General features: G+C 72.6%; 19 protein-coding genes. 6 read left to right on the top strand and 13 right to left on the bottom strand.

Features of this window, described 5'->3' with window-relative positions:
• Positions 1-44: 44 nt before the first annotated feature.
• From cysS to ACIRPK_RS15355, 5 genes are all read right to left on the bottom strand, one after another.
• Positions 45-1,439: a cysteine--tRNA ligase gene (gene cysS / locus ACIRPK_RS15375; protein ID WP_403038243.1), complete on the bottom strand. Its 1,395-nt coding sequence runs from the start codon at positions 1,437-1,439 to the stop codon at positions 45-47.
• A 72-nt stretch (positions 1,440-1,511) separates the two neighbouring features.
• Positions 1,512-1,904 (bottom strand): PPOX class F420-dependent oxidoreductase, encoded by a 393-nt coding sequence (locus ACIRPK_RS15370; RefSeq protein ID WP_403038240.1) that lies wholly within the window; start codon positions 1,902-1,904, stop codon positions 1,512-1,514.
• Positions 1,905-2,001: 97 nt separating this feature from the next.
• Positions 2,002-2,499 carry a 2-C-methyl-D-erythritol 2,4-cyclodiphosphate synthase gene (ispF, locus tag ACIRPK_RS15365; RefSeq protein ID WP_403038237.1) on the bottom strand — a complete coding sequence of 166 codons (498 nt, stop codon included), beginning with the start codon at positions 2,497-2,499 and terminating at the stop codon, positions 2,002-2,004.
• Complete coding sequence (gene ispD / locus ACIRPK_RS15360) at positions 2,489-3,262, bottom strand: 2-C-methyl-D-erythritol 4-phosphate cytidylyltransferase (protein WP_403038234.1); 774 nt, start codon at positions 3,260-3,262, stop codon at positions 2,489-2,491. The genes ispF and ispD overlap by 11 nt, the downstream gene beginning before the upstream one ends.
• Before the next feature lie 219 nt (positions 3,263-3,481).
• Positions 3,482-3,964: a CarD family transcriptional regulator gene (locus ACIRPK_RS15355; protein ID WP_030244332.1), complete on the bottom strand. Its 483-nt coding sequence runs from the start codon at positions 3,962-3,964 to the stop codon at positions 3,482-3,484.
• A gap of 372 nt (positions 3,965-4,336) precedes the next feature.
• Here ACIRPK_RS15355 and ACIRPK_RS15350 point away from each other — a divergent pair, with 372 nt between their 5' ends.
• Positions 4,337-4,984, top strand: coding sequence for a DUF461 domain-containing protein (locus tag ACIRPK_RS15350; protein WP_403038231.1), 648 nt, complete (start codon positions 4,337-4,339; stop codon positions 4,982-4,984).
• A gap of 57 nt (positions 4,985-5,041) precedes the next feature.
• Here ACIRPK_RS15350 and ACIRPK_RS15345 read toward each other — a convergent pair whose 3' ends face one another.
• Both ACIRPK_RS15345 and ACIRPK_RS15340 read right to left on the bottom strand, forming a co-directional pair.
• Positions 5,042-5,737 carry a response regulator gene (locus ACIRPK_RS15345; RefSeq protein WP_403038228.1) on the bottom strand — a complete coding sequence of 232 codons (696 nt, stop codon included), beginning with the start codon at positions 5,735-5,737 and terminating at the stop codon, positions 5,042-5,044.
• The gene (locus ACIRPK_RS15340; RefSeq protein ID WP_403038225.1) at positions 5,734-7,002 is read right to left on the bottom strand and encodes a sensor histidine kinase; all 1,269 of its coding nucleotides are present in this window, start codon (positions 7,000-7,002) and stop codon (positions 5,734-5,736) included. Before ACIRPK_RS15340 ends, ACIRPK_RS15345 begins: the two co-directional genes overlap by 4 nt.
• Before the next feature lie 280 nt (positions 7,003-7,282).
• On the opposite strand from ACIRPK_RS15340, the gene phoU reads away from it, so the two are divergent.
• The gene (phoU, locus tag ACIRPK_RS15335) at positions 7,283-7,957 is read left to right on the top strand and encodes a phosphate signaling complex protein PhoU (protein WP_403038223.1); all 675 of its coding nucleotides are present in this window, start codon (positions 7,283-7,285) and stop codon (positions 7,955-7,957) included.
• A gap of 150 nt (positions 7,958-8,107) precedes the next feature.
• Complete coding sequence (locus ACIRPK_RS15330) at positions 8,108-8,287, top strand: hypothetical protein (protein WP_403038220.1); 180 nt, start codon at positions 8,108-8,110, stop codon at positions 8,285-8,287.
• Between the two features lie 97 nt (positions 8,288-8,384).
• Here the strand turns inward: ACIRPK_RS15330 and ACIRPK_RS15325 are convergent, their stop codons facing one another.
• Both ACIRPK_RS15325 and ACIRPK_RS15320 read right to left on the bottom strand, forming a co-directional pair.
• Positions 8,385-8,972, bottom strand: a complete 588-nt coding sequence (locus ACIRPK_RS15325) for a lytic polysaccharide monooxygenase (RefSeq protein WP_403038217.1) — start codon at positions 8,970-8,972, stop codon at positions 8,385-8,387.
• A 254-nt stretch (positions 8,973-9,226) separates the two neighbouring features.
• Positions 9,227-9,985 carry a phosphoglyceromutase gene (locus ACIRPK_RS15320; protein ID WP_403038215.1) on the bottom strand — a complete coding sequence of 253 codons (759 nt, stop codon included), beginning with the start codon at positions 9,983-9,985 and terminating at the stop codon, positions 9,227-9,229.
• Between the two features lie 157 nt (positions 9,986-10,142).
• Between ACIRPK_RS15320 and ACIRPK_RS15315 the strand changes: the two genes are divergently transcribed.
• A complete protein-coding gene (locus ACIRPK_RS15315; RefSeq protein WP_403038212.1) occupies positions 10,143-11,390 on the top strand; it encodes an MDR family MFS transporter in 1,248 nt (415 codons plus the stop codon).
• Here the strand turns inward: ACIRPK_RS15315 and ACIRPK_RS15310 are convergent.
• Together ACIRPK_RS15310 and mshA are read right to left on the bottom strand one after the other, a co-directional pair.
• Positions 11,387-11,914, bottom strand: coding sequence for a YbjN domain-containing protein (locus tag ACIRPK_RS15310; RefSeq protein WP_403038210.1), 528 nt, complete (start codon positions 11,912-11,914; stop codon positions 11,387-11,389). The two genes, ACIRPK_RS15315 and ACIRPK_RS15310, sit on opposite strands and share 4 nt — an antisense overlap.
• A gap of 65 nt (positions 11,915-11,979) precedes the next feature.
• Positions 11,980-13,338, bottom strand: a complete 1,359-nt coding sequence (gene mshA, locus ACIRPK_RS15305) for a D-inositol-3-phosphate glycosyltransferase (RefSeq protein WP_403038208.1) — start codon at positions 13,336-13,338, stop codon at positions 11,980-11,982.
• Positions 13,339-13,480: 142 nt separating this feature from the next.
• Here mshA and ACIRPK_RS15300 point away from each other — a divergent pair, with 142 nt between their 5' ends.
• On the top strand, positions 13,481-14,311 hold the full coding sequence (locus tag ACIRPK_RS15300; protein ID WP_403038205.1) for a class I SAM-dependent methyltransferase: 831 nt from the start codon (positions 13,481-13,483) through the stop codon (positions 14,309-14,311).
• Positions 14,312-14,448: 137 nt separating this feature from the next.
• Here the strand turns inward: ACIRPK_RS15300 and ACIRPK_RS15295 are convergent, their stop codons facing one another.
• On the bottom strand, positions 14,449-14,982 hold the full coding sequence (locus tag ACIRPK_RS15295; protein ID WP_403038202.1) for an O-acetyl-ADP-ribose deacetylase: 534 nt from the start codon (positions 14,980-14,982) through the stop codon (positions 14,449-14,451).
• Between the two features lie 227 nt (positions 14,983-15,209).
• Between ACIRPK_RS15295 and ACIRPK_RS15290 the strand changes: the two genes are divergently transcribed.
• Positions 15,210-16,643, top strand: a complete 1,434-nt coding sequence (locus ACIRPK_RS15290) for a PP2C family protein-serine/threonine phosphatase (RefSeq protein ID WP_403038199.1) — start codon at positions 15,210-15,212, stop codon at positions 16,641-16,643.
• Positions 16,644-16,695: 52 nt separating this feature from the next.
• On the opposite strand, the gene ACIRPK_RS15285 is transcribed toward ACIRPK_RS15290, so the two are convergent.
• Positions 16,696-17,034 carry a DUF2516 family protein gene (locus ACIRPK_RS15285; RefSeq protein WP_403038196.1) on the bottom strand — a complete coding sequence of 113 codons (339 nt, stop codon included), beginning with the start codon at positions 17,032-17,034 and terminating at the stop codon, positions 16,696-16,698.
• Positions 17,035-17,182: the final 148 nt, after the last annotated feature.

Raw genomic sequence — 17,182 nt, 5'->3', positions numbered from 1 at the left:
CCGTACCGGTCAGGTACGGCCCACCCTCACCCCGGTGAGCGGGGTTACTGGTTGTTGAGCGTCCAGCGTGAGCCGGTCGGGCCGTCCTCGATGGACAGGCCCGCCAGCACCAGCTGGTCGCGGATCGCGTCCGCGGTCGCGAAGTCCTTGCGGCCCCGGGCGGCCTGCCGCTGCTCCAGCACCAGCTGGACCAGCGAGTCGACGACCCCGTGCAGGTCGTCACCGCGTTCGGCGCCGGCCCAGTGCTCGTTGAGCGGGTCGAGACCCAGTACACCGAGCATCGCACGGACCTCGGCCAGCCGCGCCACCGCGTTCTCCTTGTCGTCCGCGGTCAGGGCGCTGTTGCCCTGGCGGACGGCGGTGTGCACGACGGCCAGCGCCTGCGGCACCCCGAGGTCGTCGTCCATCGCCTCGGCGAAGGCCAGCGGCACCTCGGGCGCCGCGTCCACCGGACCGCAGCGCTCGACCACCCGCTGGATGAAATTCTCGATCCGCCCGAAGCCGGTCTCGGCCTCGCGGATCGACTCCTCGCTGTACTCGATCATCGAGCGGTAGTGCGGGGCCGCCAGGTAGTACCGGAGCACGATCGGGCGCCAGCGCTGGAGCATCTCGGAGATCAGCACCGAGTTGCCGAGCGACTTGGACATCTTCTCGCCGCTCATGGTGACCCAGGCGTTGTGCACCCAGAAGTTGGCGAAGTCGTCGCCGAACGCCTTCGACTGGGCGATCTCGTTCTCGTGGTGCGGGAAGATCAGGTCCAGCCCGCCGCCGTGGATGTCGAAGGCGTTCCCCAGGTACTTGTGCGCCATCGCCGAGCACTCCAGGTGCCAGCCGGGACGGCCGCGGCCCCACGGGGTCTCCCAGCTGGGCTCGCCCTCCTTGGACCGCTTCCACATCGCGAAGTCGCGCGAGTCCCGCTTGCCGGTCTCGCCGGTGCTCTCCGGCTGCCGGAGGTTGTCCAGCTCCTGGTTGGAGAGCGCCAGGTACTCGGGGTACGTGGTCACCGCGAAGTAGACGTTGCCCTCGGACTCGTAGGCGTGGCCCTTCGTGATGAGCGTCTGCATCATCTCGATCATCTCGGGCACGTGGCCGGTGGCCCGCGGCTCCGCCGAGGGCGGCAGGCAGCCCAGGGCCGCGTAACCCTCGTTGAAGGCACGCTCGTTGGTGTACGCGATCTGCCACCACGGGGTGCCGAGCTCGCGCTCCTTCTGGATCACCTTGTCGTCGATGTCCGTGACGTTGCGGACGAAGGTGACCTGATAGCCGCGATAGCCGAACCAACGGCGCATCACGTCGAAGTTGAGGTTGGACCGGATGTGTCCGATGTGCGGGGCAGCCTGGACGGTCGCGCCACACAGGTACATGGAGACACAGCCCGGTACAAGCGGGACGAAGTCGCGTACCTGGCGGGTGCTGGTGTCGTACAGGCGAAGGCTCACAGCGTCAAGCGTAGTGGGCGGCGGGGGGTGCCCCGCCACCTTTCGCCCACGGCGACGTCAACTGTGCCGGGTTCAGGCGTTGCCGACCGCCTTGCGGGGTGACAGTCGGACCACCACCCGGACGTCCTCCGGGCCGTCGTTCCGGTAGTCGTGCCCGAGGTACTTCCGGCTCAGCTCGTCGATCAGCTCCCGGCCGCCCGCCCTGGTCATGGTCACTTCGCCGCGCAGTTCCAGGTACTGGTACGGGCTGCCCGGCGGGTTGACGAGCAGGCTGATCCGCGGGTCCCGGACCATGTTGAGGTGCTTGCGGCGGCCCTCGACGGTGGAGAACAGCACGTCGTCGCCCTCCCGCTTGATCCACACCACCGAGGACTGCGGGCTGCCGTCCGGCTGCACGGTCGAGACGGTGACGAAGGACTTGGTGTCGAACAGTGCCTTGGCCTGTTCGGAGAGCTCGACGCCCATGCGGGTCCCTTTCGGTCGGTATGCCCGGTTCACCGGCCACGCTAGTGAACCGGGCACCGCCCGCGGGAGTTGAACACCCGTCAGACCACCGAACGGCCTAGCGGGGCACGCGGTAGACCAGCGCGGTGGCGATCGCGGCCAGGCCCTCGGCCCGGCCGGTCAGACCGAGGCCGTCGGTGGTGGTGCCGGAGACCGACACCGGGGCGCCGACCGCGGCGGAGAGGGCGGCCTGGGCCTCGGCCCGGCGCTTGCCGATCTTCGGCCGGACGCCGATCACCTGGACCGCGACGTTGCCGATCTCGAAGCCGGCCGCCCGGACGATCCGGGCCGCCTCGGCGAGCAGGGTGACGCCGGAGGCGCCGGACCACTCGGGGCGGTCGGTGCCGAAGTGCGCACCCAGGTCACCCACCCCGGCCGCCGAGAACAGCGCGTCGCAGGCGGCGTGCGCCGCCACGTCCGCGTCCGAGTGCCCGGCGAGACCGATCTCGGACTCGGGCCACTCCAGACCGGCCACCCGGAGCGGGCGGCCGGCCTCGAAGGCGTGCACGTCGGTGCCGATCCCGACCAGCGGGATCAGCGGAGCGTCAGAAGCCATCGGAGGCCCTCCTCCGGGCGAGCACGGCCTCGGCCAGCACCAGGTCCAGCGGGCGCGTCACCTTGAACGCCTCCTCGTGACCCGGCACCACGACCACCCGGCCGCCGAACTGCTCCACCAGACCGGCGTCGTCGGTCACCGTCACGGGCTCGGTCAGCGCGCGCCGGTGCGCGGCGGCCAGCACGTCCCGGCGGAAGCCCTGCGGCGTCTGCACCGCCCGCAGCGCCGAACGGTCGGGCGTAGCGAGCACCGGCTCGGGCCTGCCGCCGCTCTGCGGCTCGACCAGCTTCACGGTGTCGGCCAGCGGCACCGCCGGCACCACCGCCTCGGCCCCGGCCCGGACGGCCGCGGCGACCGCGTCCACCACCTCGACCGGGACCAGCGGCCGGGCCGCGTCGTGCACCAGCACGATGCCGACCTCGGCCGGGATCGCGGCCAGGCCGAGCCGGACCGACTCCTGCCGGGTCTCGCCCCCGGCCACCACCCGGATGTCCTTGCCGTCCAGCCCGTGGCTGTCCAGCAGGGCGATCACTTCGGCCACCCCCTCCGCCGGGGCCGCCACCACCACCAGGCCGACCGCCCGGCTGCGCGCCAGCGCCCGGACCGCGTGCACCAGCAGGGGCACCCCGCCGAGCTCGCGCAGGGCCTTCGGGGCTCCGGGGCCGAGCCGCTCGCCCCGCCCGGCGGCGGGGACCACGGCTGCTGCGACTGCTGCTGTGCCGTTCAGGGTTTCGCTCCTTCGGCGCTGTGCCGGTTCGTTCAAGTTTCGCGGTCAGGTTTCGCGCCTTCGGCGCGGTGGGTATGGCCCTGGCGAACGTTCGACGGTGCCCGGGTCCCTTCCGAAAGCACCCGGCTCCGTCCGGCCGTTCACCCCCGCACCCGGGTACGCCGAAGCGCCCGAGGTGCCGGGTGACCACCCGGGTCACGTGGGTGACCATGGTGACGCACCGGCATCGGGCGCTTCGACCTGCGGGGACTTGCGCTAGGAGGCCAGGACCTCGTCGAGCAGCGTCTCCGCCTTGTCCTCGTTGGTGTTCTCCGCGAGCGCGAGCTCGCTGACCAGGATCTGGCGTGCCTTCGCGAGCATCCGCTTCTCTCCGGCCGAGAGACCGCGCTCACGCTCACGACGCCACAGGTCGCGGACGACCTCGGCCACCTTGATCACATCGCCGGAGGCGAGCTTCTCGAGGTTCGCCTTGTACCGGCGCGACCAGTTGGTCGGCTCCTCGGTGTACGGCGCCCGCAGGACCTCGAACACCCGGTCGAGGCCTTCCTGGCCAACTACGTCACGCACACCGACGAACTCCGCGTTCTCCGCGGGCACGCGCAGCGTCAAGTCTCCCTGCTGCACCTTCAGCACCAGGTAGGTCTTGTCCACACCTTTGATCTGGCGAATCTCGATGGCCTCGATCAACGCAGCCCCGTGATGGGGGTAGACCACCGTGTCGCCAACCTTGAACGTCATGTGACAGGGCCCCTTCCGTGGCTTACCAGAATAACACGGTTCTCGGCCCACCCGAAGGGCGTTTTCGCAGGTCAGAGCCGGTCTCGGGGCTTGACAACGGCCCCTCCGGCATGCTGCGACCAGTGTTCGATGCGGCCTTACCGCAGGTCGGAGGCGGTATACGCACCTGACGAAACCTCTGGCAACACTCCCGAAACCATGATTGGATCATGGGTTTTTGCCGTATACGCGGCCGCGGCCCCCGGCGGGCCCCGGCGGCCGTCCGCACGGGGACTCACCCGCGACACGGGGCCACCCCGTGAGAACCGGACAATCCCGGTCGGTAATCTGACCCTGACCACCGACCCGAGATTCCAAGGAGATGCCGCCGCCGTGAGCCGCAGCCTTCGACGCGGCGCGATCGCCGCGATCGCCCTCGCCGCGATCCTCCCGCTGTCCGCCTGTGCCGCCGGGAACTCCCCGGACACCCTGCAGATCAAGCCGGACAACGCCGCGACGTCGATCGGGGACACCCTCAAGCTCAACAACATCGTGGTGGTGACCGCGGACGGCGCGAGCTCGGAGCACGCCGGCCCGGCCCAGCTGACGGTGAACATCAGCAACACCGGCAGCAGCGCCGAGACCCTGCAGTCGATCACCGTCGGCGAGGGGGCCACGGCGACCTTCGCGGACGCCAAGGGCGCCGCGCTCTCCGAGATCGTCATCCCGGCCGGCAGCGCCGTGCTGATCGGCGGCGAGGGCCAGCCGGTCGCCAAGGTCGCCTCGGCCAAGCTGGAGGTGGGCGGCTTCGCCCCCGCCGCCTTCTCGTTCGCCAAGGCCGGCAAGGTCGCGACCGAGGCCCAGGTGCACTCGGCCAAGGGGATGTACGAGGACTTCGGCCCGACCGCCAACCCGTCGGCCTCGCCGTCCGCGGCCGCCTCGGCCTCCGCTTCGGCTTCGGCCGGCGCCTCGGGCTCGGCGACGCCGTCGGCCGGCGCCTCGACCTCGCCCTCGGGGTCGACCACCGCGGCCTCGCACTGACCGCAGCTCATGCCGAAGGCCCCCGCTCGCACTGAGCGGGGGCCTTCGGCGTGCGGTTTACGGCTCGAACTTGTAGCCCAGGCCACGGACCGTCACTAGGTAGCGCGGGGCACCCGGGTCCGGCTCGATCTTGGCCCGCAGGCGCTTCACGTGGACGTCCAGCGTCTTGGTGTCACCCACGTAGTCGGCGCCCCAGACCCGGTCGATCAGCTGCATCCGGGTGAGCACCCGGCCCGCGTTGCGGAGCAGCATCTCCAGCAGGTCGAACTCCTTCAGCGGCAGGTCGACCTTGGCGCCGTCCACCGTGACCACGTGCCGGTCGACGTCCATCCGGACCGGACCGGCCTCCAGCGCGCCGGGGCCGCCACCGTTGTCACCCGGTCCGCCGTCCTCGCCGCGGCGGCGGAGCACCGCGCGGATCCGGGCGACCAGCTCGCGGGTGGAGTAGGGCTTGGTGACGTAGTCGTCGGCACCTATCTCCAGGCCGACCACCTTGTCGATCTCGCTGTCCTTCGCGGTGACCATGATCACCGGGACGTTGGAACGGACCCGGAGCTGACGGCAGACCTCCGTACCGGGCAGGCCGGGGAGCATCAGGTCGAGCAGCACCAGGTCGGCGCCGTTGCGTTCGAACTGCTCCAGCGCGTCGGGGCCGGTGGCGGCGATGGCCACCTCGAAGCCCTCCTTGCGGAGCATGTACGACAGGGCGTCGCTGAACGACTCCTCGTCCTCGACCACCAGTACTCGGGTCACGATCGCGCCTCCGGGGCAGGAAGGGGGTTGGGGAGGATGGTTGGGCTGTGCGGGCTCGCCGCCGGAGCCTGACCGGCGGGGAGTCGGACGGTGAAGGTGGATCCCTGGCCCTCGACGCTCCACACCGACACGGTGCCGCCGTGGGAGGCGGCCACGTGCTTGACGATGGAGAGGCCCAGGCCGGTACCGCCGGTGGCCCGGGAACGGGCCGGGTCCACCCGGTAGAAGCGTTCGAAGATCCGCTCGCGGTCCTTCTCGGAGATGCCGATGCCCTGGTCGGTCACCGAGATCTCGATCAGCTCGCCGTCCGCCTCACCGAGGGCGGCGGCGCTTGAGATCCGCCGGGTGGCGATCGCCACCCGGGTACGGGGCGGGCTGTAGTTGACCGCGTTCTCCACCAGGTTACCCAGCGCCGCGGCCAGCTGGCCGCGGTTGCCGTGCAGGTAGAGGCCGCCGATGCCGCCCGCCGCGATGTGGATCTGCTTGGCGGCGGCGGGCTGGCGGCAGCGGTCGATCGCCTCGGCGATCAGGGTGTCCACCGGCACCGGCTCCGGGTCGACCATCAGCTGGTCGTCCTGGACCCGGGACAGGTCGATGATCTCCTGCACCAGGCTGGCCAGCCTGGTGGCCTCGATCTGCATCCGGCCGGCGAAGCGCTGCACCGCCTCCGGGTCGTCGGACGCGTCCGCGACCGCCTCGGAGAGCAGCGAGAGCGCGCCGACCGGGGTCTTCAGCTCGTGCGAGACGTTGGCCACGAAGTCCCGCCGGACCGCCTCGATCCGGCGGCGCTCGGTCAGGTCCTCGACCAGCACCAGGACCAGCCGGGAGCCGAGCGGGGCGACCCGGACGGAGACCGCCAGCGGGTCGGTGGCGCGGGCCGCACCGGGCCTGGGCACCTCCAGCTCGACCTGGCGGATCTCACCGTCCCGGCGGGTGGCGCGGGCCAGCGAGAGCATCTGCTCCACGGCCATCGCCCCTCCCCTGACCAGACCCATCGCGTAGGCGGCGGAGCTGGCCTTGACCACCTCGTCGCCCTCACCGAGCACGATCGCGCAGGAGCGCAGCACCGAGAGCACGGTGTCCACCCCCGGCGGGAGCGGTGGTTCCTGCGTCGGCGTGCTGCCGACACCTGTCTTTCCGCCCTTGCCGCCGCTGCCTGCCCTGGCCTGCTCCCGCTCACTCCAGCGGAAGGCGATCGCGGCTGTGAGACCGACACCGAGCCCGGCTATGGCGCAGGCTGCGGCGAGGGCCACGTTCACGTCCATGTGGTCAGCGTAAGCGCACCTCGGCGGCCCACCCCCGGGGTGAGATCAAGGCATCGGCCGCGCGTTGCCGAGAATTCACCTTCACGCTGCCACTGGTTCACTGCACCGGCCGTGCGTGGTCGCCCAAACGGCCCAGGGTGGGTTGCACAGCCCGTTCGGGCGGTGGCGGCACTACGATGCCGCCACCAGCAGCGGCCACCCCGATCATCAGACGGGCTCGCTTGTGACGTGAGAAGGCCGGTCGGCACCGCCACCGACAGAGCTACTGAGGAGAGCAAGAATGCGCGACGCGTACCACGAGGAACTCGACTCGATCAGCGACGGCCTGGTCGAGATGGCCCGGCTGGTCGGTTCGGCCATGGGCCGGGCCACCACCGCGCTGCTCGACGCGGACCTGGCGCTGGCGGAGAGCGTGATCGCCGCCGACGACAAGGTCAACGCCCTGCACCACGACCTGGAGAACCGGGCGATCGACCTGCTGGCCCGGCAGCAGCCGGTCGCCACCGATCTGCGGATCGTGGTCACCTCGCTGCGGATGAGCTCCGACCTGGAGCGCTGCGGCGACCTGGCCCGGCACGTGGCCAAGGTGGCCCGGCTGCGCTTCCCGGAGACCGCCGTCCCGGCCGACCTGCACCCGATCGTGCTGGAGATGGGTCAGCTCGCGCAGCGCCTGGTGGCCAAGGCCGGCCAGGTGATCGCCACCAAGGACGTCGAGAAGGCGCTGGAGCTGGAGCAGGACGACGACGCGATCGACGCGCTGCACCGCGAGCTGTTCTCGCACCTGCTCGACGACCGCTGGCAGCACGGCATCGAGACCGCGGTGGACGTCACCCTGGTCGGCCGCTACTACGAGCGCTTCGCCGACCACGCGGTCTCGGTGGCCAAGCGCGTGGTCTTCCTGGTGACCGGCGAGCACGCGGGCGACTTCGTCGCCAACGCCGAGGCCGCCGAGTAGCGGGACGGCCACGGCGCGGGGGCGCACGGGGCGGTTTCGAACCGCCCCTGCGCGCCCGTTGACGCCCCGTCACCGACCGGGCTTCACTCAGGGGGTGGCCACAGCCCCGTGTGCGCCGCAGTGTGCCAGTGCCGAGGAGGGCCCAGCACGATGAAGGCAACCACCGCTCCCACCAGTCCACCGGCGAGCGTCGTCGAGCCGACCAACCCCGCCCTGCTCCCGATCCTCGCCGCCGGCTGCGGCTGTGGCGGCGGCTGCGGCTGCGGCTGCCAGTCGGGCGCCCCCTGCCAGTGCGGCGGCGCCGCGGGTGGCTGCTGCGGCGGTCACTGACCCGGGCCGGTCCCACCGTCCCGCCCGTCGGCCGGGCACCCCTGTCCTGAGCGGGGTGCCCGGCCGACGTACGCCGGCCGGGGCCCGGAGCCGGTGCCTAGAACTGCAGGTCGACGCAGGAGTAGAAGGCGTTCGTGGTGTCCGCCACGTCCCACACCGCGAGCAGCACGTGGTGCCCGGTCAGCCCGGCCGGCAGCGGGACGCTGTGGGTGAGCGTGCTGGGCGGCTGCTGGTTGTTGCCCGGGACGGTCAGCAGCGGGGTGAGGTTGAGGTTGCTCCGGCTCAGCACCGAGGCGGCGTTGTAGCCCGGCTTGGTGAGGAAGTACCGGTACGACGCGGTGGCGTGCCGGGCGGTGAACTTCCAGGTGAAGTTCTGCCGCTGACCCGCCGTCACCTTGGTGGTCGGCCAGGCCCCGTTCCGCGGCGCGTCCAGCTGGGCGAACCGGCTGTTGCCGCCCGCGCAGAGCTTGCCGTCGGCCGGGCCGCTGTTCGGGAAGCCCTTCGGCCCCTCGACGCTCTGCGGCTCCCACTGGATGTCGCCGCAGCCGGTGACGGTGCCCGCCGCGCAGTACGCGGCGCGGCTCGGCGGGCCGCTGATGTAGCCGTGCGAGAAGGCCGGGATCGCGGTGGCGACCGGTACGGCCAGGGCCCCGACGAGGGCCGCGAACAGGTGGCGCTTACGCATGGTGCTCCTTCCGGACTCGGCTCCGGGCAGGCCGGAGCGAGCGGTGGGGGTGGATGGAGTGCATGACTGGCGAACGGCCGCCGGTGGGGGATCTTGGCGTGCTCGCGCCAGCGCTGGTGCATACGGTAGGAGCGCACGGCCGACCCGTCAATGGTCTGAACCACCGCCCCACGGCGGCCAGTTGACGATCCGGCGAACGAAAGGGCCCCGCCGGCGCGGCTGCGCCGACGGGGCCCTCGGGGACTGCCTCGGGCTTACTTCTTGCCCTGGTTCTTGACCGCCTCGATGGCGGCCGCGGCGGCGTCCGCGTCCAGGTAGCGGCCGCCCTTGGCGAGCGGCTTGAAGTCGGCGTCCAACTCGTAGACCAGCGGGATGCCGGTCGGGATGTTCAGGCCGGCGATGTCCTCGTCGGAGATGCCGTCGAGGTGCTTGACCAGCGCGCGCAGGCTGTTGCCGTGCGCGGTGACCAGGACGGTCTTGCCGGCCGCCAGGTCGGGCACGATCGCGTCGTACCAGTACGGCAGCATCCGGTCGACGACGTCCTTGAGGCACTCGGTGCGCGGACGCAGCTCGCTCGGGATGTCGCCGTAGCGGGCGTCGTCGGACTGCGAGTACTCGGTGCCGTCCTCCAGCGCGGGCGGCGGGGTGTCGTACGAGCGGCGCCAGAGCTGGAACTGCTCCTCGCCGAACTCGGCCAGGGTCTGGGCCTTGTCCTTGCCCTGGAGGGCGCCGTAGTGACGCTCGTTCAGCCGCCAGCTGCGGCTGACCGGGATCCAGTGCCGGTCGGCCTTGTCCAGGGCGATCTGCGAGGTGCGGATCGCGCGGCGCAGCAGGGAGGTGTGCAGCACGTCGGGGAGGAAGCCCTCGGCGGCGAGCAGTTCGCCACCGCGTGCGGCCTCCTTCTCGCCCTTCTCGTTGAGGTCGACGTCGACCCAGCCGGTGAAGAGGTTCTTCTGGTTCCACTGGCTCTCGCCGTGACGGAGCAGGATCAGTCGGTAGGTCGTGTCAGCCATGGGGCTCAGCTTAATAGAGGCGGATAACGGGTGGTCGGGACGAAGGTCCGTCGGTAATGTTCGGATCGAAGATTTGCCACTTACATGGCCGCTGAGCGGGTCGACCTGCCCTGTCCCGCACCGCTCAGCGCGACCTCACGCCCCCGGGGAGCCCCAGATGCCCGCCCTGCACAGCCTGGTCGTCTCACTATCGGAGACGGGCCGTGGACTCCCCCGCCGGTTCTGGTGGCTCTGGACGGCCACCCTGGTCAACAAGCTCGGCGGCTTCGTGGTGCCGTTCCTGGCGCTCTACCTCACCGTCGACCGGGGTTACTCCGCGGCGTACGCGGGTCTGGTCGCCTCGCTGTTCGGCCTCGGCTCGGCGATCGCGGCGGTCGGCGGCGGCGTGCTGACCGACCGGATCGGGCGGCGGCCGACCCTGCTGGCGGCGCAGCTCGGCACCGGCGTCAGCGTGGCGGTGCTCGGCTTCACCGACGGGCCGGTGGCGATCGCCTCGATGGTCTTCCTGGTCGGGCTGGCCAGCAACGCCTCCCGGCCGGCCATCTCGGCGATCATCGCCGACCTGGTGCCCGCCGAGGACCGGGTGCGGGCGTACTCCTTGAACTACTGGGCGGTCAACATCGGCTTCGGCGTCTCGACGGCCGCGGCCGGGGTGATCGCCTCGGGCGGCTACCTGACGCTCTTCCTGCTGGACGCGCTGAGCACGCTGCTCTGCGCGGTGCTGGTCTTCGTGAAGATCCCGGAGACCAGGCCGGCCGTCAGCCCCGCCGAGCGGGCCGAACCTCCGGTGCACCTCGGCACGGTGTTCACCGACCGCCGGTTCATGGCCGTGGTCGGGATCAACCTGCTGCTCGCCCTGGTCGCCCAGCAGGGCAGCACCACGCTGGCCGTGGACATGGGGCTGGCCGGGATCACCGCCACCCAGTACGGCCTGGTGATCAGCCTGAACGGCCTGCTGATCGTGCTGCTCCAGCTCCCGCTGACCCGCCTCATGCAGGGCCGGAACCGGACCGGGCTGCTGCTGGCCAGCGCCCTGCTGATCGGCTGGGGCTTCGGGCTGACCATGTTCGCGGGCTCGTCGGTCTGGTTCTTCGCCCTCACGGTCGCGGTCTGGACGATCGGCGAGATCATGAACGCGCCGACCATGACGGCACTGGTCGCCGAGCTGGCCCCGGCCCGGGCCCGGGGGCGCTACCAGGGCGTGTACTCGCTGTCCTGGTCGCTCGCGATGTTCGTCGGCCCGGTCGGCGGCGCGCTGCTGCTCCAGTACGGCGGCGGCGTGGCGGCCTGGGGCACCTGCGCGCTCCTCGGCACGGCGGCCGCGGGCGGCTTCCTGCTGCTCGGCCGGCGGACACCGGCCCAGCCGGTGCCGGTGGTGGCGGAACCGGCCCGGGCCGGCGTCTAGTCGGTCTCCGGCCGCTCGTCGACCGGACCGGCCAGGTGGGTGAAGGCCGCCAGGTTGCCGGTGGACTCGCCGCGCTTGGTGCGCCACGCCCACTCGCGCCGGATCGCGGTCGCGAACCCCAGCTCCAGCAGGGTGTTGAAGGGCTCGTCGGCCCCCTGCAGCACGGTGCCGAGCAGCCGGTCCACCACCTCGGTGCTGAGTCCCTCCAGCGGCAGCCGGCCCGCCAGGTAGACGTCACCGAGCGCGTCGATCGCGTACGCGACCCCGAACAGCTTGGTGTTGCGCTCCAACAGCCAGCGGTACACCGCCTCGTGGTTCTCGTCCGGGCGGCGGACCACGAAGGCGTTCACCGACAGGGTGTGGTCGCCGACCCGGAGCGCGCACGGGGTGGCCAGCTTGCGCGTCCCGGGCAGCGTCGCGACCAGGGTGTACGGATCGGTCGCGGCGGGCTCCCAGGCCACGCCCGCCTCGTCCAGCGCGGTCCGGAGCAGCCCGAGGGCGTCGTCCTTGGTACGGATTGCCATGGGGGAGACGTTACTCGGCGGTACCGGGGCCCGGCGTGCTGACTCCCCGTCAGTGTCGGCCCGGCTCAGGCCAGCCGCAGACCGCCGCGCAGCCCGGAGCGGTGCATCGCCGTGGTGTACACCTCGGCGGTGCTCGCCGCGGCGGTCTCCCAGCCGAACTCCGCCGCGTGGGCGGCGGCGGCCGCCCCCTGACGGCGCACCAGCTCGGCCTCGGTCACGTACGGGCGCAGCGCCCTGGCCCAGTCGTGCGGGTCGTGGCCGGTCACCAGGGAGCCCGTCCGCCCGTCCCGGACCGCGACCGGGAGGCCGCCGACGGCGGCCGCCACCACCGGGGTGCCGCAGGCCTGCGCCTCCAGTGCGACCAGCCCGAACGACTCGCTGTACGAGGGCATCACCAGGGCGGTGGCCGCTCGGTACCACTCGGCCAGCTCGGCCTGGCCGACCGGCGGGTGGAAGTGCACCACGTCGCAGATGCCGAGCTCGGCGGCCAGCTTCTGCAGGCTCTCCGGCTTGGCCAGGCCGCTGCCGGACGGGCCGCCGACCACCGGCACGACCAGCCGGCGGCGCAGCTCGGGCTCGCGGTCCAGCAGCACGGCGACCGCCCGGAGCAGCACGTCCGGTGCCTTGAGCGGCTGTATCCGGCCGGCGAAGAGCAGCACGGCGGCGTCCTGCGGCAGGCCGAGCCGGGCCCGGGCGGCCTGCCGGTCGCCGGGGCGGAACACGTCGAGGTTGACGCCGGGGTGCACCACGGCCAGCTGGTCCGGCCGGGCCGCGTAGTGGAAGGCCAGCTCGCCGGCCTCCTCGGCGGTGTTGGCGATCAGCCGGTCGGCGGCCTCGACCACCTGGCTCTCGCCGATCACCCGGGCGGCCGGCTCGGGCGTGTCGCCCTCCGCCAGCGCGGCGTTCTTCACCCGGGCCATGGTGTGCATGGTGTGCACCAGCGGCACGCCCCAGCGCTGCGCGGCCAGCCAGCCGACCTGCCCGGACAGCCAGTAGTGCGAGTGCACCAGGTCGTAGTGGCCGGGACGGTGGCCCGCCTCGGTGCGCAGCACCGCGTGGGTGAAGGCGCACAGCTGGGCGGGCAGGTCCTCCTTGACCAGGCCCTCGAACGGGCCGGCCGTGACGTGCCGGACCAGCACCCCGGGCGCCAGCTCGACCGTCGGCGCGTCGTCCGAGCTGATCGCGCGGGTGAAGACCTCGACCTCGATGTCCAGCTGGGCCAGCCGCTTGGCCAGCTCGACGATGTAGACGTTCATCCCGCCCGCGTCGCCGGTGCCCGGCTGGTGCAGCGGGGAGGTGTGCACGCTCAGCATGGCGATCCGGCGAGGCCGCCGGGAACGGCCGCCCACCAGGGCCTGCAACCGGCCCCGGGCGGGGGGCAGGAGCTGGGCACGGCGAGCCGTTCGAGCAGGGTGCTGAGTCACCTGCGGAGGCCTCCTTCGTTGCTCCCCGTCTGCCGGCCAGCGGCCGCGGGCATTCATCCAGTGTGACAACCGCCGGGGGGGTGGACGGCATTCCCGTCCACCTGGTGGGACCGCCCGACGGCCCGGCCGTAGGCTGCTGGGCATGGCCGCCTCGTTCGATCCCTCCAGCTCCGCCGCCCGTGGGCGGCGGGACCGACCGGTCGGCACGGTGACCCGGGGCACCACCAACACCAACCGGCTGCGCCGGATGGACCGCTGGATCGCCCACACGCTGGGCCCCGCGCTGCGCTCCGCCGACCGGCCGCCGGTGGCGGTGGACCTCGGCTACGGCGCCGCGCCCTGGACGGCCGTCGAGCTGTCCGGCCGGCTGCGCACCGTCCGCCCCGACGTCCGGACGGTCGGCATCGAGATCGAGCCCGAGCGGGTCGCGGCGGCGCTGCCGTACGCCGAGCCGCCGCTGCTGACCTTCCGCCGGGGCGGCTTCGAGGTCCCGCTGGACGGCACCGAGCGAGCGCTGCTGATCCGGGCCGCCAACGTGCTGCGGCAGTACGAGGAGGGGGCGGTGGCGGCGGTCTGGGAGCGGCTGTGCGGACGGCTGGCGCCCGGCGGGCTGCTGGTCGAGGGCACCTGCGACGAGATCGGGCGGCGGCACGTCTGGGTCGCGCTCGGCCCCGAGGGCCCCCGGACGGTCACCTTCGCGGCCCGGCTTGCCGGCCTGGACCGGCCGTCCGACCTGGCCGAGCGGCTGCCGAAGGCGCTGATCCACCACAACGTGCCGGGTCGGCCGGTGCACGCCTTCCTCACCGACTTCGACCGGGCCTGGTCGGCGGCGGCGCCGTACGGGGCGTTCGGCGCCAGGCAGCGCTGGGTGGCCGCCTGCCGGGCGCTGGGCGGGAGCTGGCCGCTGCTGGACGCGCGCGGGCGGTGGCGGCAGGGCGAGGTCACGGTGCCGTGGAGCGCGCTGGCACCGTAGCGCCGGGGCTCGACCGTCCGGGTGTCCGTCCGGCTCGATTCACTCGAACGAGTTATCGAATACCTCTGGTGCGCTGACGCCTCGTCACGCCACCATGGAGGCACCGCAGGAGCGGCCCGCGGTGCCCCGATCCTCCGTCAGCCCCGCTGCGCGGCCGCATGCTCGAACGCCCGGTACGCCTCCGGCCCGAACAGCACGAACCGCACCTCCGTGAGCTCCGACCCACCGTCCACGACCTCCGCCACCGCCGTGAGGGCGATCCGCGCCGCGTCCTCCATCGGCCAGCCGTACACCCCGGTCGAGACCGCCGGGAAGGCCACCGTCCGCGCGCCCAGCTCCGTCGCGACCCGAAGGGATTCCCGATAGCAGGACGCCAGCAGCCCGGCCCGCTCCTCGTACTCCTCCGGCAGGTGGACGGGCCCCACCGTGTGCACCACCCAGCGGGCCGGCAGCCGGCCCGCCGTGGTGGCCACCGCCCGGCCGGTCGGCAGGCCCTTGCCGTAGTGCCCGGCGCGCAGCCGTCGGCAGTCGGCCAGGACCTCCGGTCCGCCCCTGCGGTGGATCGCACCGTCCACCCCACCGCCGCCCAGCAGCGAGGAGTTGGCGGCGTTCACCACCACGTCCACCTGCTGCTCCGTGATGTCACCCTCGACCAGAGTGATCCGCGTCACCGTACCGACCTTTCGTCCCGTTCCCTGCGGGCACCGCAGCCGCAGTGCCCGCCGTCAGCGTCCGCCCGGCCCCGGTCGCGTGGCAATAGCCACAGAGTCGCCGCCGGGCCGGAGAAAACTCCGGAGATCACGTTATGGTCGCGGGAAGCTCCCCGACACACGGTGCCAAGCGGGCACTGCGCGCGGACCTCAGCCGTTGCCCAGTCGGGGAAAGGGAGGACCGACCGATGCCCGCAACGGGAGACGGGCGGGCACCGCGTGCCGCGTACCGGCCGGGCGCCCTCACCGAAGCACGCAGTCCGCATGCGGAGGCGATCGAGGCCGGGCACAGCCCGATACCGCACCCCCGCGCCGTCGCCGGCACCCCGGACGCCCCGTTCCGCCTGCTGGTGATCGAGAACGACTTCACCGACGCGGCCTTCCTGGAGCAGTTGGTCACCGACAGCGGCTCGGCGATCGAGCTGCACTGGGCCCAGGGGGTGGCCTCCGCCGCCACCCGGCTGGCCCGCCCGGCCGGCCGCCGCGGCCGCCCGCGCGACGCCGAGTTCGGCTGCGTCCTGCTGGACCTCGCCGACCCGGCCGACCAGCGCGGCCCGCTGCAGGGGCTGGAGGGGCTGCAAGAGCTGCTCAAGCACGCCCCGCAGACGGCGGTCGTGGTGCTCACCGACGCGGCCGGCGCCGAGCTGGGTGCCGCCGCCGTGGCGGCCGGGGCCCAGGACTTCCTGATCCGGCACGAGACCGACGGCCCGCTGCTGGCCCGCGCGCTGCGCTACGCGGTGGAGCGCAAGCGGGCCGACGAGTCCCAGCGCCGCCTGGTCGAGGCCGAGCTGCGCGGGCAGGAGAACGCCCGCCTCCAGCGCCACCTGCTGCCCACCCCGCTGCTCGACGGCGCCGGGCTCTCCTTCACCCGCCGCTACCGCCCCGGCCGCAGCCGGGCCCTGCTCGGCGGCGACTTCTACGACGCGGTCCGGACGGACGACGGCACGGTGCACGTGGTGATCGGCGACGTCTGCGGCCACGGCCCCGACGAGGCCGCGCTCGGCGTCGCGCTCCGGATCGCCTGGCGCTCGCTGGTCTTCGCCGGGCTGACCGGGCAGGCCCTGCTCACCACGCTCCAGCACGTGCTGGAGCACGAGCGGCGCAGCGACGAGATCTTCGCGACGCTCTGCATGCTGGTGCTCTCCCCCGCCCACCCCGACCCCGACTCCCCGGTCCGCGCCGAGGCCGACGCCCCGGCCGACCGGCCAGGTCGGGAGCGGGCCAGGTTCTACCTGGCCGGGCACCCCTCGCCGCTGCTGCTCGGTCCCGGCGGCACGCCGACCCTGCTCTCCGCCGACCAGGCCGGCCCGGCCCTCGGGCTGCTGCACTGCGACGACCCCGGCGCCAGTTGGCCCGCCGAGGAGCTGATCCTGGACGAGGGCTGGAGCCTGCTGCTCTACACCGACGGCCTGGTCGAGGGCCGGGTCGGCGCGGGCTCGCGCCGCCTGGGCCAGGACGGCCTGGTCGAGCTGATCGGCGACCACCAGGCCGGTGGCCTGACCAGGGGCCGGCTGGTCGACAGCGCGATCGCCGAGGTCGAGGAGCTGAACGGCGGCGCGCTGACCGACGACGTCGCGGTGCTGCTGCTGGAGCGCAACCCCGCTCCGGTGATCATGGGCTGAAACGTCGATGGGGAGCAGCCGCCCGGCTGCTCCCCTCGACGGTGACGACTCGTCACCAGGGCCCGTACGGCCCCGTGTTCTGCTTCCCGCCGTTGCCCCGGCCGTCCGTCAGCTGCTTGATCGCGGGCCGGACGTCCACCATGTAGACGATCGCCGCCGCCAGCCCGGCCAGGGTCAGGATGCTGAACACCTCCGCGCCGAACAGCAGGTCGAGCCCGAGCGCCAGCCCGAGGATCGCCAGCCAGAACGTCTTGGTCTTCTTGTCGGCGGCCCGGAAGGCGTCCTCCCGGCGGGTCACCGCGTCCACGAAGGCGAACAGCTTGAAGCCCACGGCCGCCATGGCCAGCCACCAGAACGGATCCAGGTAGCCCAACCTCAGAATCTCGGACACTGCGGACTCCTCACTGCGGCTGCGGCGACATCGTCGCCCATCCTGGCACGGCCGGCCGACCGCACCGGGGACAACGAACCGGTACCCCTGGTTCGTGCCCCGTCCGCCGCCCGACTACCGCTCGGGCAACTGCTTTCCCGGACTGCTC

This window comes from Kitasatospora sp. NPDC101801 (genome assembly GCF_044766665.1).
Classification (GTDB): domain Bacteria; phylum Actinomycetota; class Actinomycetes; order Streptomycetales; family Streptomycetaceae; genus Kitasatospora.
This window is presented reverse-complemented; position numbering and strand designations above follow the sequence as displayed.

Bases quoted from the DNA above. Each gene is read 5' to 3' on its own strand.
- ACIRPK_RS15370 (WP_403038240.1), bottom strand. From the start codon at position 1,904: ATGGGCGTCGAGCTCTCCGAACAGGCCAAGGCACTGTTCGACACCAAG.
- ispF (WP_403038237.1), bottom strand. From the start codon at position 2,499: ATGGCTTCTGACGCTCCGCTGATCCCGCTGGTCGGGATCGGCACCGAC.
- ACIRPK_RS15355 (WP_030244332.1), bottom strand. From the start codon at position 3,964: ATGACGTTCAAGGTTGGCGACACGGTGGTCTACCCCCATCACGGGGCT.
- ACIRPK_RS15340 (WP_403038225.1), bottom strand. From the start codon at position 7,002: ATGGACGTGAACGTGGCCCTCGCCGCAGCCTGCGCCATAGCCGGGCTC.
- phoU (WP_403038223.1), top strand. From the start codon at position 7,283: ATGCGCGACGCGTACCACGAGGAACTCGACTCGATCAGCGACGGCCTG.
- ACIRPK_RS15330 (WP_403038220.1), top strand. From the start codon at position 8,108: ATGAAGGCAACCACCGCTCCCACCAGTCCACCGGCGAGCGTCGTCGAG.
- ACIRPK_RS15325 (WP_403038217.1), bottom strand. From the start codon at position 8,972: ATGCGTAAGCGCCACCTGTTCGCGGCCCTCGTCGGGGCCCTGGCCGTA.
- ACIRPK_RS15320 (WP_403038215.1), bottom strand. From the start codon at position 9,985: ATGGCTGACACGACCTACCGACTGATCCTGCTCCGTCACGGCGAGAGC.
- ACIRPK_RS15315 (WP_403038212.1), top strand. From the start codon at position 10,143: ATGCCCGCCCTGCACAGCCTGGTCGTCTCACTATCGGAGACGGGCCGT.
- ACIRPK_RS15310 (WP_403038210.1), bottom strand. From the start codon at position 11,914: ATGGCAATCCGTACCAAGGACGACGCCCTCGGGCTGCTCCGGACCGCG.
- ACIRPK_RS15300 (WP_403038205.1), top strand. From the start codon at position 13,481: ATGGCCGCCTCGTTCGATCCCTCCAGCTCCGCCGCCCGTGGGCGGCGG.
- ACIRPK_RS15290 (WP_403038199.1), top strand. From the start codon at position 15,210: ATGCCCGCAACGGGAGACGGGCGGGCACCGCGTGCCGCGTACCGGCCG.